Consider the following 25,192-nt stretch of genomic DNA (forward strand, 5'->3'; position numbering starts at 1 on the left):
AACGTTCTTTATAAATTCTATTTATTAATAATGGCATTTACCACACTCTAAACCACCTAATAACGCTGGAGTGATTTTTTCGCCTTTTTTAATTTTCTCGTGTGCTTTGATGATGTTAGTGTAGAAAGCATCATCTTTTTTACTAGAGATATCTGCGTTTCTATGACAGTCGATACACCATTTCATGGTTAGTGGAGAATACTGATAAACTTCCTCCATTGTATTAACCGGACCATGACATGCAAAACATACTTGATCTGTAGGTTTTAAACCTTTTTCTTTACGAATAGCCTCTTCTCCTACTACAACGTGTTGCGAGTGGTTGAAATAAGCAAAATCTGGCAAGTTGTGTACACGTACCCATTCTACTGGTTTCTCTTTAGTCTTGTCGTAAGTTTGCGCTTCGGGATCGTAACCTAAAGCATTGTATATTTTTTGAATTTCTGGAGAAACTGCACCATCTTCTGTTCTAGCTTGAACGTTTTTATGACAGTTCATACAAACGTTTAGCGAAGGAATTGTTGAGTTTTTAGATTTGAATGCACTAGTGTGACAATATTGACAATCGATTTGATTGATACCTGCGTGTAATTCGTGAGAGAATTTAATTGGTTGAGCTGGTTGATAACCAGTGTGAACACCAGTTTCCCACATACCCATCCAACCGAATGAACCCAATACCATTACCAAACACAACACCGTGAAGAAAACAAATTTCTTGTTTTTGAACAATCCACGCACACCAGCAACTAATGAAACGCTTTCTTCTTCAACAACTGCAATGCCTTGTTTCTCTAAAATTAAACGCTCTAACATTTTTACTGCACGGCCTAAAACAACCAATACAATAATTGATAGAATGATAATTGCAATAACACCTGCAATAGAAAGACCCGAAGCACCTTCATCTACTACAGCAGCACCTCCACCAACAGCAGGATCTGCTTTAGGTTCTCCAGCTTTAGCGTAAGCCACAATGTTTAAAATTTGTGCATCTGTTAAAGTTGGAAAAGCAGTCATTTCTGATGTTTTTAACTTAGACGTCTCAATTGCCTCCTTATTACCGGAAGCTATCAAAGCTGCATTGTTTTTAATCCAAGGGATTAGAAAAGCATCATCGTGCTTATTTACACCAGCCGTTAATGCCGGACCAGTTCCATCGTAATCAAGAGCGTGACAAGAAGCACACTTAGATTTAAATAAAGTTTTACCTTCTACTAAGTCAGTTTGCGCTTGAGCTCCAGTTAAAATTAAAAAAGATAGAGCTGCCAAAACGAATGTCGACTTCCAAACTTTCTTAAAAATGAATGAGATATTCCTCATAATGAGTATTTTATGCTGTTTTTTGAAAAAAATTTTAAACCTTTAAGCTAAAGGGGTGTTTAACCGCCTCCAAAAGATTTGAACAAAAGTAAAATTTATTAAGTTACCAGTGACATAATACTGACATTGAAATACAATTTATAATCATTCTAAATTATTGCATTTTCTGCTTGTAGGCTAAAAAAATCAAGGGTTTTGTAAATAAGATGATTTTTGAAGCATAAATATTTGATAAAATATTTGGAACTTAATTTAGAAGTATGTAAACCCTTAATGATGTCATCAATTAGCTAAATTAATTTACCATTAAAGGTCAAATACTTAAAATCAGTTATTTAAATAAACGTAATTACAAACTATATCTAATTTAAAGCAATTACAGAATGAGAAAAAATTACATTTTCAATATCCAAGCAAATATTAAAGGGCAAACAATCGTTGCATCAGACTCTACAATAAACTTTGGTGTGTGAATATCTAACTTACCCCAAGTAATTTTTTCATTTGGTACCGCTCCAGAGTAAGAACCATAGGAAGTTGTTGAATCTGAAATTTGACAGAAATAGCTCCAAAAAGGAATGTTTTCCATTTCCATATCTTGATATAACATCGGTACAACGCAAATAGGAAAATCGCCTGCAATACCACCGCCTATTTGGAAAAAGCCAATTCCTTTACCTTCTGAATTTGCAATATACCAATCGGCCAACCAACCCATATATTCAATACCACTTTTCATGGTGCTTGCTTTTAATTCACTTTTCATTACGTAAGAAGCAAAAATATTACCCATCGTACTATCTTCCCATCCAGGTACAACAATTGGCAAATTCTTTTCGGCCGCTGCCAGCATCCATGAATTTTTTGGGTCGATTTCGTAATACTGTTCTAAATCGCCACTCAATAACATTTTATACATAAACTCATGCGGAAAATATCTTTCGCCAGCTGTATCAGCATCTTTCCAGATTTTATGGATATGTTTTTGTAAGCGACGGAAAGCTTCTTCTTCTGGTATACAAGTGTCTGTAACGCGGTTATAATGGTTTTCTAATAAATCCCATTCATCCTGCGGACTTAAATCACGATAATTAGGAACACGTTTATAATGAGAATGTGCTACCAAGTTCATAATATCTTCTTCTAAGTTTGCACCAGTACATGAAATGATAGAAACTTTATCTTGTCTAATCATTTCTGCTAATGAAATACCTAATTCTGCCGTACTCATTGCACCAGCAAGGGTAATCATCATTTTCCCTCCTTCATCTAAATGCGTTTCGTAACCTTTAGCTGCATCCATCATCGCGGCAGCATTAAAATGAAGATAGTTAGTCTCCATAAATTTCGATATCGGTCCTCTTGTAGTACTCATCTTTATATTTTTAATGTTCGGCTGCAAAAGTACAAATGATTTACGATTTTAGGTTTACGATTTTAGATTTACCCAATTCGGCAATAAACTGTTAAATGCTAACTGCTAAAAGGCAATTGAATTTGGGCGTTCGGGCGGGCTTTACGTTGCAATCTTTTTACATTTTTTTCGCTTCGCTAATGTAAAAAGGATTTTCACTTCAATCCCTAACGCGAATAGCATTTGCAAAAAATGGAGCGAGATTATAACTATATCGCACTCCAAACTTTGACATTAGATAGTTATCGGATCTAAAAAAAGATGCTCAAAGTAAAATTATTTTACCTTTGCAACAATGAAAAAGTTATTGCTGTTATTACTGCTCTCTATATTCGTTAATCCCCTTTGGGCACAAAAAAAATTAATACAAAAGCTATTATCAAACGAGAAAGATACCACTCGTAAAGCTAGTTTTATGCCTATCCCGGTGTTAGGCTATGCACAAGAAACTGGTTTTGAGTTTGGCTTAGGCGCTTTGTATTCATTTTACATGGATAGAAATGATACGACAAATAGAAGTTCAAACTTCTCAGGAATGGCATCATACTCGACACAAAAGACATATAATTTTTCTATCAAAGGCGATGCTTGGACGCCTGGTAATACTTATCATTTTATTAGCGAAATAAGATTTAAAAAAATGCCCTTTAATTTTTATGGCTTAGGAAACAATACCGCTCAAGCAGATGAAGATAGATTGGTGCAGCAACAAATTAAACTCCAGCTTGATGCTGAAAAAACATTTGCTAAAAACACTTACACAGGTGTTTCAGTAGGGTTTGAAAACTACGATTTTACAGACAAAATTTTAGGCGGAATATATAGCTCTTCTCCTTCATTATTTGATAGAGCAGGTGGATCAGTGATGTATTTTGGAGTATCGCAAAGTTACGACACCAGAAACTCTAACAATTATCCAACAAAAGGTTTTTTTGGAAGAGTAAGCTATCAATTTGCACCAAATATTTTTGGCGGCAATAATTTTACGGGTAGCCAGATTAGAGTAAATGTGCGTAATTTTTGGTCACTAGCGCCAAAAGTTGTTATAGGGGTACAAGGTTTATACTATACAGTACAAGGCAAACAAACTCCATTTTACTTGTTGCCCCAATTAGGTAATGACGAAGTTATGCGTGGTTATTACACGGGTAGATACCGCGATGAGAATTTAATGGCTGCCCAAGCAGAAATCCGTTACCGATTTATGAATAGGTTTGGTGTAGTTGCTTTTGCTGGCGGAGGAAAAGTTTTTGCAAATGGCAATTTAACTTTAACCGACTTGAAACCTAATTACGGCCTAGGTGGACGATACTTTTTTGATACGGCAAAAGGTTTAAGCGTTCGTTTAGATTATGGCATTGGCGAGAAAAGACCAAATGAAAAACGCCAAAGTGGAATGTATATTAGCTTAGCTGAGGCGTTTTAAAAGCCCTACCCAACCTTCCCTAAGGAAGGCTTAGCAAAATTTCAAATAGCTGGGCTTAAACTGCAGATTTGAGACCCTTCATTTAAAATTGTTCGATTCTAAAATAATTTTCACAAATTAGCTTTAGCTGAGTACACTACATCAGCTTTGCTAAATTATACCTTATGAAAAAAGTATTTCTGCTACTGTTATTACCGTTTTCTCTATTCGCTCAAAAATTTACTCCAACAGAAATCGCTGCTTTTGAAGCTCAAGCTAAAAAAGTAAATATCATTAGAGATAAATGGGGAATTCCGCATGTGTATGGCAAAAGTGATGCAGATGCTGTTTTTGGTTTATTGTACGCACAATGTGAAGATGATTTTAAACGAGTTGAACTAAATTACATCGAAAAATTAGGTAGACTTTCAGAAATAAATGGTGAAAAGGATTTGTTTAACGATTTACAAATCCGCTTACTAATTGACACTGCAGAAGCAAAAGCAGATTTTGCCAAACTGCAGCCTTCATTTAAAAAATTGCTAGAAGCTTACGCTGCTGGGATAAATTATTACCTCTACAAAAACCCAAAAGTTAAACCTGCTTTATTAACTCGTTTTAGGCCTTGGTTTGCTTTATTGTGGACAGATGGAAGCATTGGCGCTATTAATACAGCAGATTTAACGATAGCTGAACTTAAGAAATTTTATACAGGAGATTATTCGCCCACAGCTTATGTTCCAGTAATTAAAGATCAGCAAAGTGGCTCTAACGGTTTTGCCTTTGCACCAAGTATCACCGAATCTGGTAACGCGATTTTATATATCAATCCGCATACTACATTTTATTTTAGACCAGAAGTACAAATGCAAAGCGAAGAAGGCTTAAATGCTTATGGCGCCGTTACCTGGGGACAATTTTTTGTTTATCAAGGTTTTAACGAGCATTTGGGTTGGATGCATACTTCTAACAATGTTGATATTGCCGATATGTACGCTGAAAAAATTACCAAAACTGATAAAGGTTTATTTTATGAGTACGACAAGAAAAAATATCCTGTAGTCCAGAAAAAAATGACTTTTAAATATTTGGATGGAGGAAGTTTAAAAAGCAGAACCTTTAATACTTATTTTACCAATAAAGGACCAATAATGGCCATTCGAGATGGCAAATGGATCAGCCTAAAATCAAAAAACAGAAATACAGCCAGTTTAGTGCAAAGTTGGGTGCGTACCAAAGCCAAAAGTTTTGAGGAGTATCAAAAAGCAATGGACTTGAAAGCAAATGCATCTAACAATACGGTTTATGCTGATGCAAAGGGAAACATCGCCTATTGGCATGGCAATTTTATTCCGATAAGAGATACGAAATATAATTGGAGTGAGGTAGTTGATGGTTCTATATCTGCAACTGCTTGGAAAGGATTACACGAGGTTAAAGATATGGTTCATGTGTACAACCCAATAAATGGTTGGTTACAAAACTGCAATTCAACTCCTTTTAGTTCGGCTGGTAAAAACAGTCCGATTAAAGCAAATTACCCAACCTATATGGCTCCAGATGGAGAGAATTTTAGAGGTGTTGCCGCCAATAGATTGTTGGAAAATCTTAACAAATACAATTTAGATAAAGTAATTGCAACGGGCTATGCCCCTTATTTACCAGCTTTTGAGGTATTAATTCCAGCTTTGCTGAGGGTTTACGAGCAATTGCCACAAAGTGATCCTTTGATCAAAGAACTAGCAGCCCCAATTGCTATTTTAAAAGCATGGGATTACCGTTCTGCAGAAAATTCTGAGGCTACAACTTTGGCTTTTGAATGGGCTCAGAAATTGAACCCAATTATACAAAAGGTTTATATCAATACTGGTGAGAAAGATCAAGTAGAAAATACGAAAGATTTTGCAGCAAGTGCTAGACCAAATGATTTGTTAGACCCATTAAAAGCAACTATGGCAGATTTAACCAAACGTTTTGGTAAATGGCAAATAGCTTGGGGCGAAATTAACCGCTACCAACGTTTAACTGGTGCTATGAATGAAAAATACGATGACACTTTACCTAGCTTGCCTGTTGGTTTTGGCTCTGCTTTATGGGGACAGCTTTCTTCATATCGAAGTAACCCTTTCAAAACCAATAAACGCTATGGCTTTAGTGGAAATAGCTTTGTTTGTGCAGTAGAGTTTGGCCCACGAATTAAAGCGAAATCTATTTTAGCTGGCGGAAATAGTGGTGATCCTACTTCTAAACATTTTACCGACCAAGCTTTAATGTATAGCAAAGGTGAGTTTAAGGATGTATTGTTTTACAAGGAAGATGTCTTGAGAAACGCGGAAAGAAGTTATAGGCCTGGGGAGTAAATGTTATTTAACACATAGGCAGATAGATTGTATAGAGAATGCTTAGCATGATGGAATTTTTGGTTATAGAAAATTAAGTGTAAAATGTGAATTGTTTTCAACCATCTGTTAAACTAATTCCAAGTCAATCTTAAATCTCCCTTTTTTGAAATTACTTTTGATTTATTAAAATCAACTTCCATAATATCTGCAGTTACTTTAGCTTTGTCCTCATAAAAAGTTGCATCTTTTATTGTCTCAATGTTTAGTTTGGCATTATACAGAATTTGAGACCCTTTAAATCTCATTTTTTCATTAGCAATAGTTGCGTTACCATAAAGCTTAATTATTTTATCCTTCTTATCCAAATTAATTGAATCTATTGCACTATACCTAACCTTAGTATTGCTTCCTGTATACCCAATATGTGAATTTTCTTCATTAGCCTTTTTAAAGGTGCTCAATACAAAAGGTTCTTTTATCTCTTTCACTTTAAAATAATCGAGGTTAACATCCACTATAATTTCATCAGAAACTATAATGTGTCCGTTTTTAGTAATTGTACTCTTTACTGCTTTTATGGCATTTTTTGTTTTGTCAAATGTTGATTCTTTAGCTACAAGTTCAATATCGCCAATTTTGTACACACCATCTTTAACGTAAGCTATATCAGCTTTTGTATCAACAGTTATTGAGGTTGATCTTAATAAAATTGGTTTAATTGTCTCTAGGTTGTTTTTAATTAAAAAGCCATCTAATGTTTTGGTTTTGGAAGAATTTATTAATCCTGCAAGTTGACCATTAACTTTTTCACTCTTATGCTTTTGAGAGAAATTTCTACTTTTTGCTGTTTTTGCAGTAAATTTCGGCTCTTTGCCAAACCAGAAAATATATGTTTTCTTTCTATTTGTTATTGTAGGAATATCATAATCAGCTGCTTTAGCAAAACCTCTTTTTTCTGACAAACTGGCGATAAATTTTTTATCAAATTTTAAGGTTTCTTTTTCTGAATACAGCTTGCCATTCGCGTAAATGAATACTTTAGAAGGTTCGCTACCTATCGGACTATGCACAATTCTTAACGATGGTATTTTACCGCTAACTGTATGAAGCGTAAATTTTTCAGATTTGTATTGCCCATATTGCATTACCGCACTTTTAGAAAGAAATGGTCTATTATCAATATCAAATAATACTTTTTCATCTAAAGTTTTCATCCTATCCATTGAATAGCATGGTCCATCAAGTTGTTTAACCACATTTCCTTTTGAGTCAGAAATTTTAATATCATTAACTGTTCCACCTATTGTTATTAGAACCTCATCTCCTACACTAACATTTCCTCTTGAGAAAGTCAATACTCTAATTATACCTTTATCATATTTAAAGTTGAGGACTTCACCAACTTCCGTTAGCAAGATACTTTTTACTTTTCCACGGATGGTGGTGTTCCATAAAGGATCATTATTTGATTTTTTGATTTGTGAAGCTACATTGCTTCGCATATTTAATTCGGTTACTTCTGCAAACTTAGCAACCTCCACAACTTTCACCGTAAAACTCCACAACAATATCAATCCAATTGGTACTGCCAGTAAGTAAATTAATTTTTTCATGTTCTTTGATTTTGAATGAAATAACATTTTTATTCTATCCTTAATTGGGCTTTTCACGAAGTTGTGCACCAATGACGTTTCACTTTTAGCAATGGCCAATCGAAGCAATAAACTAGCATATTGTTCGGTGCCAAAATTTTGTGAGGTTGCTTCATCCGCTTCGTATTCATGGGCTTGCTCTAAAGCTTTATCATATAAATAAACCACTGGATTAAACCATAAGAAGGCTTTAATGAGCATCATGATGATTTTATCAATAGAATGAAATTGTTTAGCATGAACTTCTTCGTGTTTTATCAAAACCTGTAATTCTGCTTCACTCAATTTTTCATCGATAAAAACATAATTGAAGAAGGAGCAATTTGTGAATCCAGATGATTTTTGAAAAATTTTTAATCCGCTAATCCGCTTTGCGCCATTTTTGGTATGTTTTAAGAGTTGTAATATCCGCCAGGTGGCGATAACTAAAAGGGAAAAGACAATGCTGAAATATAAATAAGGCAGCAAGGAGTAATAATCGAAGCTTTCTTCAGTAATTGGCCTAGTTTCAATTGGACTTATAGCTGTTATTGGCTCGTTAATTTTTACTTCATCCGGTGGCTCAACTTGCGTGTAAACCATTGGCGCTATTTCAACTTCGCGTTCTATAGTAAAGCTTAGTGTAGGAATGATAAAACTTATCAATAACGTAAACAGCAAATAAAAACGATTGATTTTAAAGAAGGTTAACCTACGTAAAAACAATAAGTAAAATGCGAAGAACAATACAGTGCAAACACTTACTTTGACAAGGTAGATGAGGAGTTCCATATCATGAATTTTTATTGATGAGTGCTTTTAACTCTTCTATATCTTTCGCACTTAACTTTTCTTCCTTCACCATAAAAGACAATAAACTGCTGGGCGAATTATCGAAATAACCTGCAAAGAGTTTAGAAAAGGTAGTTTTCGTATAATCTTCTTTGCTAATGGCTGGAAAATACTCATAAGTTTTGCCGTAAGCTTTATAACTTAGGTAACCTTTCTTTTCTAAAAGCCTAACTATGGATGATATGGTATTATATGGAGGTTTGGGATCCTCCTCTAATTCATCAATGATATCTTTAACAAATGCTTTCTGCAACTTCCATAAAACTTGCATAATGCGTTCTTCTGCTTTAGTTAATTCTTCCATAAACTAAAGATATAACTAAGTTGTCAGTTTTACAACTGTTTTTTAAGTTATATAATTGAATAAGTAGTTATAAACTAATAAGTCCTTGATTTTTAGAACAATAAAATTTTATTTGTGATATTTTGATAAACGAGGTTGCTCTTCGGTCAGCAATAACAAAATTCCGAGTAGATTTCTCATCGTTACGCTTTGTCGAAATGACGATGTGTTAGAAAGTCCACTTTAGAGCCTGCTCCGATTTATATCGGAGGGATTTAGGGGTTTAAAATTTAATCTTAAAATGCTCCTTAGCTTGATCTTTCTTAAAATAAACCAAGCCTATCCAAAATAAATCTACAGTTACTGTTACTTGAGGATGGTTTTTAATCTCGGCCCAAGCTTCTTTCATGCCTTCGCTCCAATAAATATCATCAAATATTAAAAGCGAATTTTCATGAAGTTTTGGTAAACACCAATTAAAATAGTTTAAAGTAGCTTCTTTGGTATGGTTGCCATCAATGTAAACAAAATCCAATTGCTCAGCTTCGTTAATGGCTGTTGGCAATAAATTATTAAAATTACCAACCTGTAATTCTATATTATTTAAACCTAACTCCATAAAGTTTTGATGTGCAACTTTAGCGGTTTCTGGACAACCTTCAATAGTTAAAATAGCTGCTGCTGGCTGTGCTTTTGCTAAATAAGCTGTTGTTATACCTAAACAAGTACCTAACTCAATTATATTTTTTGGTTGTTGAAAAGCTACCAAACGATAAATCAGCTTTGCTAAATGAGGTGCTTTAAGAGCATTCTTAGCAATTTCTTTAACCTTTTTTATACGGTTTTTGTTGAGATGAGATCCCGCTCCCAAATCAGTTACGGTAATTATGCTATCGTCAACCAAAAGTTTTTTTCGCTGTTTTTCAATGTCATCGTATTTGTTTTTTACAGAAAAATCGTAAATTACCTCATCTGTTAGCTTATAAACAAAGGGCGAGTGCGTTCCGTGTCTGCTTTTTGCAGTAATGCGATGTTTTAAATAATCGATTGCGAATTGAAAAACCATAGTCGCAAAAATAGGTAAACAGAAATTTGTAATTTGCATTTTTATGGAAAATCTTGCAGAAATAAACGCCTTAGTTAAATTATTAGATGACCCTGATGAGCAGGTTTACCAGCAGGTACACCAACGTTTATTAGAATACGGTAGCGAAGCAATTACCTATTTAGAAAGTGCTTGGGAACAATCTCTTGATACATTATTGCAAGAGCGTATCGAAAACATTGTACATACCATACAATTTAGAAATGTTAAAGAAGACCTTAATTTATGGTACCAAAGTGGTGCATTTGATTTATTGCAAGGGGCATTAATTATTAACCGTTACCAATATCCAGATTTAGATGAGCAGGCCATCATTTTCCAGATCGAAGAAATTAAACGTGAAATTTGGATTGGTTTGCAATATGAAATGAGTTCTATTGAAAAAATAAAACTCATCAACCACGTTTTTTATAATCAATTTGGCTTTGGTGGCAATACTAAAAATCACCACGATCCGCAAAACTCTTACCTCAATCAGGTTTTAGAGAGTAAAAAAGGAAATCAAATCTCTTTGGCAATCATTTATGCAACATTAGCCCAAAAACTAGATATACCTGTATATGGCGTTAATTTACCTCAGCATTTTATTTTGGGTTATATAGATGAAAGTAATGCCGAAAAAGAATATGGGGTTTTGTTTTACATCAATGCATTTAATAAAGGTGCAATTTTTGGTAAGCATGATGTAGATCAGTTTTTACGCCAATTAAATTTAGAACCGCAACCAGGTTTTTATGCGCCATGCAGCAACACAGAAATTATTCGCCGTATTATCCGTAACCTAATTTCTGCTTATGAGAATTTAGGTTCAACAGAAAAGGTTGAAGAACTAAAACAATTACAAGATATTTTATCGGTTTAAATCTTTCAAAAATAGTTTCCATATTTTTTAAGGGAATTAGTGTACCTAAGCATTCGGTCTTCTTTTAAAGGTAATTTTTTTGTTTCTAATCTGATTGTTCAACCTTTGGGTATAAGAGGTTAAAAGAGATAGCGTAAAGAAGGTCTAACAGACATAGAAACTTTGCTTTTCAGATAATTTAAACATTAAGAAATTAAGGAAAATAAGCTTAATTATTTTCAATTCCTTAATGTTAACCAAATAAAAAAAGCCTGTAAAATTCATTTACAGGCTATTAAATATCTAAAAATCTCCGCCGTGGCGGAGATTTAGGAATTCTTAATTTTTACTACCGTTTGCTTTACGTAGCTGCTCTGTTAAAAAGATTTTACGTAAACGCATACTTACTGGTGTAACCTCAATATATTCATCGGCTTGGATGTACTCCATACACTCTTCTAAAGAGAATTTAATAGCTGGTGCAATACGCGTATTATCATCAGTACCAGAAGCACGCATGTTGGTTAATGCTTTTCCTTTAACGATGTTAACTACTAAATCATTATCGCGAATGTGCTCGCCTAAAATTTGTCCTTCGTAAATATCAACTCCCGGATCTACAAAGAAACGACCTCTATCTTGTAATTTATCGATAGAATAAGCGGTAGTCATACCTTTATCCATAGAAATTAATACCCCATTTAAACGACCAGGAATTGTACCTTTCCAAGGCTCGTAAGCTTTGAAACGGTGTGCCATAATCGCCTCGCCAGCAGTTGCAGTTAATACGTTGTTACGTAAACCGATAATACCACGAGCTGGGATTTCAAATTCTAAATGTTGTAAATCACCTTTTGGTTCCATAATTAACAACTCACCTTTACGTTGAGTTACCAATTCAATAACCTTACCAGCAACATCACCAGGTACATCTACAATTAAAGTTTCAATTGGCTCACATTTTTTACCGTCAATTTCTTTAACAATAACCTGTGGCTGACCAACTTGTAACTCATAACCTTCTCTACGCATGGTTTCGATTAGTACCGATAAATGGAGAATACCACGACCGTAAACCAACCATGAATCAGCACCTTGAGTTTCAACAACTTTTAACGCTAAATTTTTCTCCATCTCTTTCATCAAACGATCTTTGATACGTTGAGATGTTACTAATTTACCTTCTTTACCAAAAAATGGTGAGTTGTTAATGGTAAACAACATATTCATTGTTGGTTCATCGATACTAATTACTGGCAATTGCTCTGGTGCATCAAAATCAGCAATCGTATCACCAATATCAAAACCATCAATACCTACAACAGCACAAATATCTCCAGAGCTAACTTCTGTAGTTCTAATTTTACCTAAACCTTCAAAAGTATATAATTCTTTTACTCTAGATTTAACCATTTTACCATCACGTTTAATTAGCGTAATAGGTTGGTTTTCTTTAATACTTCCACGGTGTACACGTCCAATTGCAATACGACCAACAAAAGAAGAATAATCTAATGAAGTGATTTGCATTTGCAAAGTACCTTCTAACATTGGTGGAGCTGGAATATTAGCAACAACAGCATCTAATAAAGCAAAAATATCAGTCGTTGGTTTTTTCCAATCAGTACTCATCCAACCTTGTTTAGATGAACCATAAATTACTGGAAAATCTAATTGGTCTTCTGTAGCTTCTAAGTTAAAGAATAACTCAAAAATTTGCTCGTAAACCTCTTCTGGTCTACAATTTTCTTTATCAACTTTGTTTACAACCACAATTGGTTTTAAACCTAAAGCCAAAGCTTTTTGAGTTACGAAACGCGTTTGAGGCATTGCACCTTCAAAAGCATCACACAATAACAAAACGCCATCGGCCATTTTCAATACACGCTCTACCTCACCGCCAAAATCCGCGTGACCAGGAGTATCAATAATGTTAATTTTTACGTCTTTATATTGTACCGAAACATTTTTAGAAACGATTGTGATCCCACGTTCACGCTCTAAATCATTGTTGTCTAATATCAATTCACCTTTTTGTTCGTTATCACGAAAAACAGAACACGAGTGTAAAATCTTATCAACCAATGTAGTTTTACCGTGGTCAACGTGTGCTATAATAGCTATATTTCTAATCTTTTGCATAAAATGCGCCTATAATTTTGGCGCAAAGATATGATTTTTAATTGGATTTTTTACGTTTTAAACTACTATTTCTGTTCAAACATATTTGTTAAATTTTGATAGTCAATAGTTTGGGAGAAGTTGTTTAATAATGAAACACATAGGCACATAGCTCACTCAATGCTGAACCTTTGTGTCCTATGTTTCTATGTGATTAAAATTTCTAAAGCAAAACCAATGCTCTTCGGACACATCAGTCCCGCTATCCGTTTTACTTCTGGATAGCCCAGAGCGCAACCCCTACGTGCTCACTTCAATCGGGTTTAGCGAACCAAAGATTTTACAAAAAACTCAGTTTTTACTTGCCAAATCCCAATTTAACTTAGATATTCACATTTTACAGGATGGAGAGAAATTATTTAAAACGTTCTGCAACCATTTACAGTAAGCCAGCATCTACAAATTATATCATTCCATCAATGAAAATGCGCATCTTGTTATCTCTCTTTTTAGCAATTCTAGCTTTTAATTCAAAAGTTCTAGCTCAAGACAACCGAGTAGACACCTTAAGTTTTAGCATGAAATCGAGCTTATTGGTTATTGAAGGCGCCATAAATGGCAATAAAGCGCTTCTCGCCTTTGATACTGGCGCTTATGCCGGTGTTTTAAATAGCAAACAAGTTGCTGCTAACAACATCAAAAACACTGGCAAAAAAAATGTTCGCGACAGCAATAATGAAAACAAAAGAATGGGTAGAGGCAAAATAGCTACCATCTCTATTGGTTCTTTTGCTTTCGAAAATATAGAGAGTGTAATTTACGATATGCCTTTTTTACTTTGCAACGATTTCTATTTACTTGGCGGCGATGTAATTAATCGTTTAAACTGGAAATTTGATTTTATCAACAATTTAGCTTTTATCTCAAAAACTCCATTTGTACCAAGTAACGACATGAAGGTATTACCAGTTCAATTTATAAACAATAGGCACTTTACAGATTTACAAGTTGATGGTAAAATGGTGAGATTTTTAGTAGATTTTGGATTTTCAGGAGTATTAGATGTACCAACAAGCGAGATTAATTTTGCTAAAATACAAAACCAAAAGGCTAAAGAGTTAATGTTACTTCAATCTCAAACAATTTCTATGGGTTTGGGGAGTATGTCTATAGGTGAACAAATGAATACTTATTTTGCCGATTCTATTAGCTTGGGCATAACAACTTTTAAAAACATTAAAGTTAATGTAAAAGATAAAACAGATAAAAAAATTGGAATTCGTTTCTTTAGAGACAATTTATCATCCATAATACTTAATAATACCGACAAAGAATATTGGTTACAACAACTTGAAAAACCTTTAAAATCAGATTTAGGGTTAGATTTAGATTTTTTTTTAATTGATGGCAAACTAAAGATAGTTGGTAAGAGTTTAAGCGATAACAGTTCAGGAAAAACGTTAAATGTTGGTGATGAAATTAAAGCGGTAAATGGTAAAACAGCAGCTTCATTTGCAGATGTTTGTAGCTTTATAAACTGGCGACAGGAGCAAGCAGGCAACAAAGATTTAACTATAGAAACTTTAAAAGGAGAAAAAATAAACATCCTAAAAGCAAAATTTTAAGTTAGTTAGTAAATATGCTGGTATCATATTAATCTTTCTTATTAAGCCATTCTTCGTAACTTATCACGCCCAATTCTGGCTTTCCTTCTCCTTCCAATATCGCTATAAATTCTAAATCGTGTCCATCTGGGTCTTTAAAATAAATAGCGATTGCTGGCATCCAAGCAAAAACCATTGGTTGCTCACTTCCATTCTTTAAAAAATTATAGGGTTGCAGGTTTCGAGATTTCAAAAACTCTACAGATTTATGCAGCACATCATCAACATCGCACCTAAAAGCAAAATGCCTGATGTCTATTTCTTCTTTTTGCTTTTCCCATAAACCAAGCATTGCTCCTTTGGGCTCTCCTATCCAAAAAAAGGCAACTCTTCTGTCATCGTGATAATCACATTCTATTAAGCCTAATACATTTTTATAAAAATCTATAGACCTTTCTAGGTTTTCTACAAAAAGGTGTGTTTCAAATAATCCTTTTATCATGATGTAAAATTACAGCATAAATGAAGTGAAAGAAAATCATTAATCTCAATTTTGATATCGTTATAATCGATAGCTTAAAACTTCAACCCACACTGATTGCAAAAATTTGCGTTATCAGGATTATCATGTTTACAATCTTCGCAAACTTTATCTTCAGATTTTTTGCTGGCCAACTCTACCGTAATAATTCCAGTTGGCACAGCGATTATGGCGTAACCCATAATCATGGCAATTGAAGAAAGAAATTTACCCAACACAGTTTGTGGAACAATATCTCCAAAACCAACTGTAGTAACTGTAACAACAGCCCAATAAATGCTTTGCGGAATGCTGGTAAAACCGTTTTCACCACCTTCAATTACATACATTAATGTGCCTAGCAAAACCATAATTGAAATTACAGCCATCAAAAACACACCTATTTTATGTCCGCTGCCACGTAAAGCCAAAAGTAATTTTTGAGCTTCACGGTTAAATCTAACTAGTTTTAAAATCCTAAATACACGCAATAACCTAAAAATTCTTATCGCTAATAAATAATGAAACCCAAAATTGATGAGTTCTAAATAGGTTGGTAAAATTGAAAGTAAATCAACTATCCCCCAAAAACTAAAAATGTATCTTAAAGGTGTTTTAGTGCTCCATACCCTAATGATGTATTCAATGGTAAATAGAATAGTTACTATCCATTCTATGTAAAAGAAATATCGGTAATAATTAATGTGTAATGATGGAATACTTTCTAAGATAACAATGAGTACACTTATAAGAATTACCCAAAGCAAAATCACATCAAACAGTTTTCCAGCTTTGGTATCATGACCAAAAATGATTTCCTTAACTTTTTCCCTCAGTTTATCCATATCTATTGCAACAAGTTTAAGGAATAATTATCAATTCTTAAATGGTAATTCGGTAGAGTGAAGTAGTGTAATTTTCCACTTCCCTTTATCTTTAATTAGTGTTACGCTTTCCAACCAATCTGCATGATCTTTTCTGCCGTTTGTTGCTAAAAAATCTGCTGTATTATAATATATCACCCACGCAGCATTATTATGAACCATGGTTTTATTAAATTTTAACTGGTTTGTTCTTTTAACACCTTTACCCAGCATTGGTTTTAAATGATCGATTAAAACATTTAAATCCCAAACCTCACCATATTCTACAAACTGTATATCTTTTGTGAAAGATTTCATTTTTTCGAAATCCAGCGCCGAAATTGCATCAAAAAAATTAACAACAGTTTGTTCTACTTCTTTTTGAGCTGTTGTTTTTTCTTGTGCATTTGCAGTAAAGCAAGTGAGTAAAAGGAATAATACTGGAAATAATGTTTTCATTGGTTTATCAATTACAATAAACCAAATTAACAAATTAAGCTAATAATCAGCCGCTTAAATAAGATTTAATTTAGATTTTAGTTTTTGGAAATGCCCATTCTAAAAATTTAGGCATCGCTTTACCCCAAGTTGGTACATCGTGCTTACCGCCAACCATTTCATAATAAAAAATATCATTTGGTCGCTGGTAACCCTTTTTCATCAATTCTTTTACTACATCAATGGTATCATCAATAGAATCGATTATAAAATTATGGTTGCGGTCTGCTTTTTCATCATCAGTACCAGTCATTAACCAAAATTTTACAGCAGGATTTGTTTTCGTATTACGGATCATTTCATGTACAATCCGATCATCATCTGTATAACCGGCGCTTAAATCTTTCTTTCTCCACCAAAAAGAACCAGAGAAAACCCCAACAGCATCAAAGTAATTATCGTGGTTCCAAGCAATATCAAAAGCGGTAATGCCACCTAAAGAAAAACCGGCAAATGCTCGCTTACCGTTAATATTTACGTTTAATTCACCATAAATAAACGGCATTAATTCTTTGATAATAAAATTAGTGTAAGCTTCTGCTTTTGCTCCTCTTTTCTTAAAATCTGGTTTTCCGGCAATGCCGTATTCTAATACACGTTCGGCACTTGCTTTAATACCAATAACAACTGTTGGCTCAATACTCCATCTAACATAAAGCGAGCTTAGCATTTCTTCCATGTCAATTTGAGCCAAATCCTGACCATCATTTAACAACAAGAGATTAACACATTCGTTGCCCAACAAATTATCAGGAGTAAAAATTTCTATTTCTACTTCTCTTTTTAAGTTGGTTGATTTGATATGATGTATAGTTTTGATAACGGTAGGTAATGTTAAGGTGGTGTACATAAGCTTTCTCACTAATCTGCCACAAAGGTATAAATCTTGTTAAAAAATTAGATAGCTAGGTTCATTTTTTACATAAATGACAGATTTAAAGCATTAAATATATTTATTTCTTTGTGTTTGATTTAGATTTTTATACCTTAAAGCATCTAAATATTAAGCCTGTGAAAGAAGAATTAAAAGAATGGTATAGTCCGAACCTAAATATGGACATCAAAACCCTAATTTTTGGGCATAGCGGATATCCTATTATACTTTTTCCAACCAGTATGGGAAGCTATTACGAAAACAAAGATTTTAAATTAATTGATGCTATTGCTGGTTTTATCAATGATGGCAAGGTTAAAGTGTATTGCCCCGATGGAATCGACAAATTAAGTTGGTACAATAAAGGAGTACATCCGGCAGACCGTGTAAAAAACCATATTTGGTACGATAAATTCTTATTAGAAGAACTGGTTCCGCTAGCAAAACATGAAACAGGACACCACAAAGTAGTTACAGCGGGCTGTAGTTTTGGCGGTTATCATGCTGCAAATTTTGCATTTAGACATCCTTGGACGGTGAGTCACCTATTTAGTATGAGTGGAGCTTTTGACATTTCTAGTCAACTAGATGGTTTTTATAATGATGAAGCCTATTTTAACAACCCTGTTGATTTTGTGCCAAACGATATGAACCAGGAGTTATGGCACATGAAAATTGTTTTAGGCACATCAGATAGAGATATGTGTAAAGGTGATAACGAAAGATTATCAGACATTTTAAATAGAAAAGGAATAAATCATTGGTTAGATATTAGACAAAATGCTGATCATGATTGGCCAACATGGAGAGGTATGTTACCAGAGTATCTATCTCAATTATAGCAATGAGTGAGAAAGTTCGAAATAGAGGAATTAATGCCAAATCCCTGACTGTGGTAGGCTGGCAACTTTACAACATTTCAACCTTCAAACAAATTCAACATTTATAAAAAATTAACAACATCAATACTTATGAAAAAAATAGGAATTTTATTTGGGCAAGAACGCTCATTCCCAGAAGCAGTAATTAAGCGAATTAACGAAAAGGCAGAAAAAGGCATTACTGCAGAGGCAGTTAAAATTGAAAAAATGTTTCAAAATGCACCTTTAGGCTATTCGGTTATTATCGATCGAATTTCTCAAGATGTACCTTTTTATCGTGCATCTTTAAAAAATGCCGCTATTACTGGTACAGCTGTAATCAATAATCCATTTTGGTGGAGCGCAGATGAGAAATTTTTTAATAACGCATTGGCAGAACAAATTGGTGTTCCAGTTCCAAAAACTGCGTTAATTCCATCTCGTGAGCATCCAACTGGCACTACTGGCGAATCATTTTCTAATTTGGCAATGCCTTTAGATTGGGATGCAATTTTTGAATACACAGGCTTCCCGGCTTACATGAAACCTTTTGACGGTGGAGGCTGGAGAGATGTTTATAAATTACATGACAAAGAAGATTTCTTTAACAAACACAATGGCACTGAGCAATTGGTAATGCTTTTGCAAGAAGAAATCATCTTCGAAGAATATTTTAGATGCTATTGCATTGGCGGCAAACACGTTCGAATTATGCAATACGAGCCACGCAACCCACACCATTTACGTTACGAAGTTGGCAAAGAACCATCAAGCGCAGCATTATTAAAAACCATTGAAGAATATACTTTAAAATTATGCGCTTACTTAGGTTATGATTTTAATACCGTAGAATTTGCAGTTCGTGATGGTGTGCCTATCGCTATCGATTTCTGCAACCCTGCTCCAGATGCCGATATCAAAAGCGTAGGACAAGAAAATTTTGATTGGGTAGTAGAAACAACAGCTAATTACGCCATTGAAAGAGCTAAAGCACAAAAAGACGGTCAGGATAATTTAACCTGGGGTAAATTTGTAAAAGCTGGCGCTGCAGGCTTGCCTTTAGTTGCAAAAGCAGCTGCCGTTAAAGAAGCCAAACCAGCTGTAAAAGCTACGCCTGTTGTCAAAGAACCTACAAAACCAGTAGCGTCGAAAGCAAAACCAGCGCCTGCTAAAAAAGCAGCACCAAAAAAATAATTGGGATAAATTAAAAGGGAATTAAGATGATGAATGAATTTACGCTCGGCATAGAGGAAGAGTACATGGTAATTGATCCCGTTACCAGAGAATTGACCTCTCACGATCAAAAAATTGTAGAATCTGCTCAAAAAATCCACAAGGATCAAGTAAAAGCAGAAATGCACCAAGCCGTGGTTGAAGTTGGAACTGGCATTTGCCACAATACCGATCAGGCTAGAAAAGAAATATCGCAATTGCGCTACACCGTTTCTCAATTAGCTGGTGAACAAGGTTTACGTATTGGCGCTGCCGGTACACATCCATTTTCTCATTGGGAAAAACAATTAATTACAGAACATCCGCGTTACAACGAAATTGTAAACGAATTGCAGGAGGCTGCTCGTTCTAACTTAATTTTTGGTTTGCACGTTCACGTAGGCTTTCAATCACGTGAGTTGGCTATCCATATTGCAAACCAAGTAAGGTATTTTTTACCTCACGTTTTTGCACTTTCTACTAACTCTCCATTTTGGGAAAGTAGAAATACTGGCTATAAATCTTTCAGGACAAAGGTTTTTGATAAGTTTCCTCGTACAGGTATTCCTGATATTTTCAATAGCATTGAAGATTATGATAACTATGTAAAGTTGTTAATTAAGACAAATTGCATGGACAACGCCAAAAAGATTTGGTGGGATATTCGTGTACATCCATTTTTTGATACTGTAGAATTTCGCATTTGCGATTGCCCAATGTTAATTGATGAAACGATGGCTTTTACAGCTTTGTTTCAAGCTTTATGTGCTAAATTGTATAAACTTCGTTTGCAAAACATGGAGTTCATCAGTTACTCAAGAGCATTAATTAACGAAAATAAATGGAGAGCAGCTAGATACGGCATTGATGGAAATTTGATCGATTTCGGTAAAGAAATGGAAGTGAACTGCAGAAACCTGATTTTAGAATTGCTTGATTTTATCGACGATGTTGTGGATGAATTAGGCAGCAGAAATGAAATCAACTATGTGCACAAAATTTTAGAAAACGGAACTGGTGCAGATAGACAATTGGCGGTTTACGAAAAAACTGGAAGTTTTGAATCGGTAGTAGATTATATTACTACCCAAACATTAATTGGAGCGGGATAGATGAGCGAAAGAAAACAAATTAAGGTAGCCGTTATCGATATGAATAACGGCTTCCCTAATCAAGGAATGAGAGGTATCCAGGAACTTTTAAACAGCTACAGAGATAATAATGCACCAAACCTAACTTTCGATTTATTTGACTTAAGACAAAAAGGAGAAATACCAGATTTAAGCTATGATATTTTTATCTCGAGTGGTGGCCCTGGTAGCCCATTTGATGGCGAAGGAGAAAAATGGGAGAATGATTTTTTCTTTTTATTAGATGAAATTGAGGGGTTTAATAATACTAACGAACATAAAAAACATGCTTTTTTAATTTGTCATTCTTTTCAATTGGCTTGTAGAAAATATGGATTAGGGACAGTTACTCAACGCAAATCGAATGCTTTTGGCATTTTTTCCATAAGTTTAACTGATAACGGAGAACAGGAAACCGTTTTTAATGGTTTACCCGATCCATTTTACTCGGTTGATAGTAGAGATTGGCAAGTAATACAACCTAACGAAGCAGATTTTGAAACAAGAGGTGCAAAAATTTTAGCGATAGAAAAAGAGCGCCCGCATGTTGCTTTAGAACGTTGCTTAATGGCAATCCGTTTTTCTGAACAGATTATTGGCACACAATTTCATCCAGAAGCAGATCCAGTTGGTATGAAAATGTACTTGTTACAAGACGACAAGAAAACTGCAATTACTAAAAATCATGGAGAAGATAAATACTTTGATATGTTAGATAGTTTGGATGATCCAAACAGAATAACTTTAACACAAAGCGTGATTTTACCTAATTTTTTAACTGAAGCTATAAATGCTTTGCAAAAAGTATAAACTCCATTAGAAAAACAACCACATAGCAACATAGTGAACGTAGAAAATATCGAGAACTATACAGCTATGTGCCTATGTGGTTAATATTATTTTTAACTCATCTACCATGATTGAAAAATACCGTAAAGACTTTAACGCCAATTTTACTCCAGAAAAGTATGCTCAATTCCTCAAAAAATTAGAGGATGGTTATCAAACTATACCTTTTAGAGTGGCGGAGACTCCAATTTTTATTACAGACGCATTAAAAGCCAAACTGATTGCTGCAGGCGAAGAAATTATTTCGCTAATTAAACAAGATAATTTTAAAGAATTGACGCAGAAAGCTATTCCAAAAGAATGGAATGTGCCAAATGAAACTGCTCATCCGCATTTTTTAACGTTCGATTATGGTTTGTGTAAAGATAAAAATGGCGAAGTAACACCTATGTTAATCGAAATGCAGGGTTTCCCATCGTTATACGGATTTCAAACGCACTTAACTAAAACTTATAAAGAAGAATTTGATTTAGAAGAGAATTTAAGCCCTTATTTTAATGGTTTAAATGAGCAAACTTATATTGAGTTGTTAAGAGAAGTTATTGTTGGCGAACATCAACCTCATGAAGTTGCTTTAATGGATATTGATGCGCCAAACCAAAAAACGGCCATCGATTTTTTTGTTACTGCTAAACTCTTGGGTATTAAAATTTTGGCACTAGAAGATATATCAAAAGAGGGCAAATCATTGTTTTATAACGAAAACGGCGAAAATATAAAGTTAAAGCGTATTTATAACCGATTGATTTTTGATGAAATTGGAGAAAATACTGAAATTTTCAAAAATAGTTTCGACCCTAGAGAAGAAATAGACATAGAATGGATTACACACCCTAACTGGTTTTACCGCATCAGTAAATACACGATGCCATTTTTAGAGAGTGAATTTGTACCTGAAACTCGTTTTTTAAACACCATTGAAAGTATACCTACAGATTTAGAAAACTACGTTTTAAAACCTTTATTCAGCTTTGCTGGCATGGGGGTAATTATAGATGTTACTGAAACGGATATCAATTCTATTAATGATCCCGAAAATTGGATTTTGCAACGCAAAGTTACTTACGAACCTGTAATTCAAGCATTAGACGCTGGCGTAAAAGCAGAAATAAGAATGATGTATTTATGGGCAGAAGGAGGCGAACCACAACTTTGCATTAATTTAGGCAGGTTAAGTCGTGGTAAAATGATTGGCGTACGTTATAATGCAGATTTTGATTGGGTTGGCGGTACGGTTGGGTTGATGTCCTCTCCCTATTGACGTTATTGCTTTGGCAACAATTATATTGTCCTCCGCCACGGCGGAAGGGATTTAATGGAAGTGGTTTTGCAGAATGCAAATAAACTGGGTTTAAAGTACAATTGTTTGTTTCCCTTCCGCCGCGGCGGAGGATTGCACTAATTTTGATTTTACTACAAACTTTGTTAGGGTGAGGATATTTTTACACTAATCTGAACCCTCCTATTCAATAAATCGTAATTTTGCAGTATGGATATCCAATTCATTTTAGTGATCGTCATTTTTATCGCAGCATTATTTTATGTCGGTAGATTGATTTATAGATCAGTTTCGACAAAAGGTGATGGATGTGGAACAGGTTGCGGCAAATGCGCCGCAAATTTCGATAACATCCCCAATTTGAAAAAATAAGCACCAATGTTCGATAAATTTGTCGCATACCTCAAAAAAAGATTAGCTATTACTGAAGAACAAGCCGCTGAAGCCGTTAGCTGTTTAAAAACAAAAACGATTAAAAAAGGCCAAGTTTTATTAAGTGCAGGCGATTTAAAATCTGAAGCTTACTTTGTAAACAGTGGTTTGTTAAGGTATTTTTCTATCGATGAAAAAGGCAAAGAACACATCATTCAATTTGCTCCAGAAGATTGGATGTTATCTGATAGAGACACATCTGTATTTAATGAGCCAGCCGTATTTTACATAGATGCCATTGAAGATAGCGAAGTAGTTGTGGTAAAAAAAGACTTTTTTCCCGCTATCAAAAACATCGTTCCAGAAATTTTAGAGCTTAATATTTTAATGCTGCATAATTCCATCCGCTTTATGCAAAAAAGGTTAAATATGCTGTTATCGGCCACCGCCGAAGAAAGATATTTAGATTTCATTAAACTTTACCCAAACTTAACTTTACGTGTGCCGCAATGGATGATTGCTTCTTATTTAGGCATCACTCCCGAATCTTTAAGCAGAGTTAGAAAAGATTTAGCAAAGAAACATTTTAGGTAATCAGTTTATTATCTAACAATTTTATTAAATTCGTTAATGCTTTTTCAATTCAACTTTTATAGTTGTCTACCTCTAATTTTCTTTGTTCATATACTGGTTTACAGTTTATTGTTTTTTAGTCGCGGCTTTAAGCAAGACAACTATGCAGATAAATTGATGGGCAGTTTTTTAATTGTAGCCGCGTTGCTTATTATACCATTTATGGTTGGATTTGCAGGCTGGTATGATAATCAACCCTACCGCGATATTTTGTTCTTTACACCTTTAGTACATAGTTTGGCAATTGGTCCGCTCCTATACCTTTATGTTAAAGCAATTTTTAATAGCGACTTTAGAATTAAAGGTGTAAACTGGCTGCACTTAGTACCAGCGTTGCTATATTTAACTGTTAATTCATTTTTTAGCCTATTAGATTTATTCTTTTTTGAGACTTATACACTTACCAATGAAAGCGAAGATCCAGACTTTGCAACATGGTACACTTATCTTTCTATAGCCAGCGTTCTTATTTATTTATTTTTAGCTATAAAACATTATAAGCAGTACAAAAGGTTTACTGCAATTACAACCTCATTTGCAGATCAAGCAAGTTTAAAATGGTTACAAACATTTTTATATGCCTTCGGTTTGCTCAGCATTATGCCAGTAATTAATGCGATTATGGGCAATTTTGAGTTTTTTGAAAAACTGAGATATTTTGGACCTTGGAATTATTATCTAGCCTTTGCTATTGTAGTTTATTACATCGCTATAAAGGCTTACCATGTGAGTAGTTCATCATTATATAAAGTAAAGTTTGAGCCTCAGTTATTAGAAGTATATGAAGAAGCAGATGATTTGCCATTGGCTTCAAATCAAGAACTAACTCAGGATGCAAAACTGGTCTCCATAAAAAATGAATTGGCAGCTTTAATGGAAAATGAGTTATTGTTCGAGCGCTCTGATTTAACGTTGGCAGAAGTTGCAAAAAAACTAAACACGAATGCAGTGATATTGAGCAAAGCTGTTAACCAACAATTTGCCCTAAATTTTAACGATTACATCAACCAATATCGTGTTAATGCGGTAATTAAAAGATTAACTTTACCTCAATTTAAAAATCAAACTTTATTGGCCATTGCCTTTGATGCTGGCTTTAATTCTAAAGCTACTTTTAATAGAGCTTTCAAAAAATTTACCAATAAAAACCCAAAAGAGTACCTAAATAACACTAATTAGCC

The 25,192-nt window shown here is 34.3% G+C and carries 22 protein-coding genes; 12 read left to right on the plus strand and 10 right to left on the minus strand.

Annotated elements, in window-relative coordinates:
* Positions 1 to 24 precede the first annotated feature (24 nt).
* On the minus strand, positions 25 to 1,323 hold the full coding sequence (locus FA045_RS06565; RefSeq protein ID WP_136875718.1) for a c-type cytochrome: 1,299 nt from the start codon (positions 1,321 to 1,323) through the stop codon (positions 25 to 27).
* Positions 1,324 to 1,717: 394 nt separating this feature from the next.
* Positions 1,718 to 2,698, minus strand: a complete 981-nt coding sequence (locus FA045_RS06570; RefSeq protein WP_136875720.1) for a deoxyhypusine synthase family protein — start codon at positions 2,696 to 2,698, stop codon at positions 1,718 to 1,720.
* 334 nt (positions 2,699 to 3,032) lie between these two features.
* Here FA045_RS06570 and FA045_RS06575 point away from each other — a divergent pair, with 334 nt between their 5' ends.
* Complete coding sequence (locus FA045_RS06575; protein ID WP_136875722.1) at positions 3,033 to 4,163, plus strand: BamA/TamA family outer membrane protein; 1,131 nt, start codon at positions 3,033 to 3,035, stop codon at positions 4,161 to 4,163.
* 164 nt (positions 4,164 to 4,327) lie between these two features.
* A complete protein-coding gene (locus FA045_RS06580; protein WP_136875724.1) occupies positions 4,328 to 6,502 on the plus strand; it encodes a penicillin acylase family protein in 2,175 nt (724 codons plus the stop codon).
* 113 nt (positions 6,503 to 6,615) lie between these two features.
* Here FA045_RS06580 and FA045_RS06585 read toward each other — a convergent pair whose 3' ends face one another.
* The 3 genes from FA045_RS06585 to FA045_RS06595 all read right to left on the minus strand — a co-directional run bounded on the left by FA045_RS06585 (position 6,616) and on the right by FA045_RS06595 (position 10,316).
* Positions 6,616 to 8,907, minus strand: coding sequence for a M56 family metallopeptidase (locus FA045_RS06585; protein WP_136875726.1), 2,292 nt, complete (start codon positions 8,905 to 8,907; stop codon positions 6,616 to 6,618).
* 1 nt (position 8,908) lies between these two features.
* Complete coding sequence (locus tag FA045_RS06590) at positions 8,909 to 9,271, minus strand: BlaI/MecI/CopY family transcriptional regulator (protein WP_136875728.1); 363 nt, start codon at positions 9,269 to 9,271, stop codon at positions 8,909 to 8,911.
* Between the two features lie 262 nt (positions 9,272 to 9,533).
* Positions 9,534 to 10,316, minus strand: coding sequence for an O-methyltransferase (locus tag FA045_RS06595; protein WP_136875730.1), 783 nt, complete (start codon positions 10,314 to 10,316; stop codon positions 9,534 to 9,536).
* 43 nt (positions 10,317 to 10,359) lie between these two features.
* Here FA045_RS06595 and FA045_RS06600 point away from each other — a divergent pair, with 43 nt between their 5' ends.
* On the plus strand, positions 10,360 to 11,217 hold the full coding sequence (locus FA045_RS06600; RefSeq protein WP_136875732.1) for a transglutaminase-like domain-containing protein: 858 nt from the start codon (positions 10,360 to 10,362) through the stop codon (positions 11,215 to 11,217).
* Positions 11,218 to 11,535: 318 nt separating this feature from the next.
* Here the strand turns inward: FA045_RS06600 and typA are convergent, their stop codons facing one another.
* Entirely contained in the window at positions 11,536 to 13,338 is a 1,803-nt protein-coding gene (typA, locus tag FA045_RS06605) for a translational GTPase TypA (RefSeq protein ID WP_136875734.1), read from the minus strand.
* A 383-nt stretch (positions 13,339 to 13,721) separates the two neighbouring features.
* Between typA and FA045_RS06610 the strand changes: the two genes are divergently transcribed.
* The gene (locus FA045_RS06610; protein ID WP_136875736.1) at positions 13,722 to 14,942 is read left to right on the plus strand and encodes a retropepsin-like aspartic protease; all 1,221 of its coding nucleotides are present in this window, start codon (positions 13,722 to 13,724) and stop codon (positions 14,940 to 14,942) included.
* 28 nt (positions 14,943 to 14,970) lie between these two features.
* On the opposite strand, the gene FA045_RS06615 is transcribed toward FA045_RS06610, so the two are convergent.
* From FA045_RS06615 to FA045_RS06630, 4 genes are all read right to left on the minus strand, one after another.
* Positions 14,971 to 15,423 (minus strand): VOC family protein, encoded by a 453-nt coding sequence (locus FA045_RS06615; protein ID WP_136875738.1) that lies wholly within the window; start codon positions 15,421 to 15,423, stop codon positions 14,971 to 14,973.
* A 74-nt stretch (positions 15,424 to 15,497) separates the two neighbouring features.
* Entirely contained in the window at positions 15,498 to 16,286 is a 789-nt protein-coding gene (locus tag FA045_RS06620) for an ion transporter (protein WP_136875740.1), read from the minus strand.
* Positions 16,287 to 16,316: 30 nt separating this feature from the next.
* Positions 16,317 to 16,763, minus strand: coding sequence for a Cif family virulence factor (locus FA045_RS06625; RefSeq protein ID WP_136875742.1), 447 nt, complete (start codon positions 16,761 to 16,763; stop codon positions 16,317 to 16,319).
* Between the two features lie 70 nt (positions 16,764 to 16,833).
* On the minus strand, positions 16,834 to 17,652 hold the full coding sequence (locus FA045_RS06630) for an alpha/beta hydrolase (RefSeq protein ID WP_136875744.1): 819 nt from the start codon (positions 17,650 to 17,652) through the stop codon (positions 16,834 to 16,836).
* Positions 17,653 to 17,813: 161 nt separating this feature from the next.
* Here FA045_RS06630 and FA045_RS06635 point away from each other — a divergent pair, with 161 nt between their 5' ends.
* The 8 genes from FA045_RS06635 to FA045_RS06670 all read left to right on the plus strand — a co-directional run bounded on the left by FA045_RS06635 (position 17,814) and on the right by FA045_RS06670 (position 25,190).
* Complete coding sequence (locus tag FA045_RS06635; RefSeq protein ID WP_169305025.1) at positions 17,814 to 18,518, plus strand: esterase family protein; 705 nt, start codon at positions 17,814 to 17,816, stop codon at positions 18,516 to 18,518.
* A 129-nt stretch (positions 18,519 to 18,647) separates the two neighbouring features.
* On the plus strand, positions 18,648 to 19,730 hold the full coding sequence (locus tag FA045_RS06640; RefSeq protein WP_136875746.1) for an ATP-grasp domain-containing protein: 1,083 nt from the start codon (positions 18,648 to 18,650) through the stop codon (positions 19,728 to 19,730).
* Between the two features lie 26 nt (positions 19,731 to 19,756).
* Entirely contained in the window at positions 19,757 to 20,860 is a 1,104-nt protein-coding gene (locus FA045_RS06645) for a carboxylate-amine ligase (RefSeq protein WP_136875748.1), read from the plus strand.
* On the plus strand, positions 20,861 to 21,688 hold the full coding sequence (locus FA045_RS06650) for a type 1 glutamine amidotransferase (protein WP_136875750.1): 828 nt from the start codon (positions 20,861 to 20,863) through the stop codon (positions 21,686 to 21,688).
* A 106-nt stretch (positions 21,689 to 21,794) separates the two neighbouring features.
* A complete protein-coding gene (locus tag FA045_RS06655) occupies positions 21,795 to 22,988 on the plus strand; it encodes an ATP-grasp domain-containing protein (RefSeq protein ID WP_136875752.1) in 1,194 nt (397 codons plus the stop codon).
* A 228-nt stretch (positions 22,989 to 23,216) separates the two neighbouring features.
* Positions 23,217 to 23,378 carry a FeoB-associated Cys-rich membrane protein gene (locus FA045_RS06660; RefSeq protein ID WP_136875754.1) on the plus strand — a complete coding sequence of 54 codons (162 nt, stop codon included), beginning with the start codon at positions 23,217 to 23,219 and terminating at the stop codon, positions 23,376 to 23,378.
* A gap of 6 nt (positions 23,379 to 23,384) precedes the next feature.
* Complete coding sequence (locus tag FA045_RS06665) at positions 23,385 to 23,972, plus strand: Crp/Fnr family transcriptional regulator (protein ID WP_136875756.1); 588 nt, start codon at positions 23,385 to 23,387, stop codon at positions 23,970 to 23,972.
* Between the two features lie 156 nt (positions 23,973 to 24,128).
* Entirely contained in the window at positions 24,129 to 25,190 is a 1,062-nt protein-coding gene (locus FA045_RS06670; RefSeq protein ID WP_169305026.1) for a helix-turn-helix domain-containing protein, read from the plus strand.
* Positions 25,191 to 25,192: the final 2 nt, after the last annotated feature.

It is taken from the genome of Pedobacter cryotolerans (assembly GCF_005116475.1).
GTDB lineage: Bacteria > Bacteroidota > Bacteroidia > Sphingobacteriales > Sphingobacteriaceae > Pedobacter > Pedobacter cryotolerans.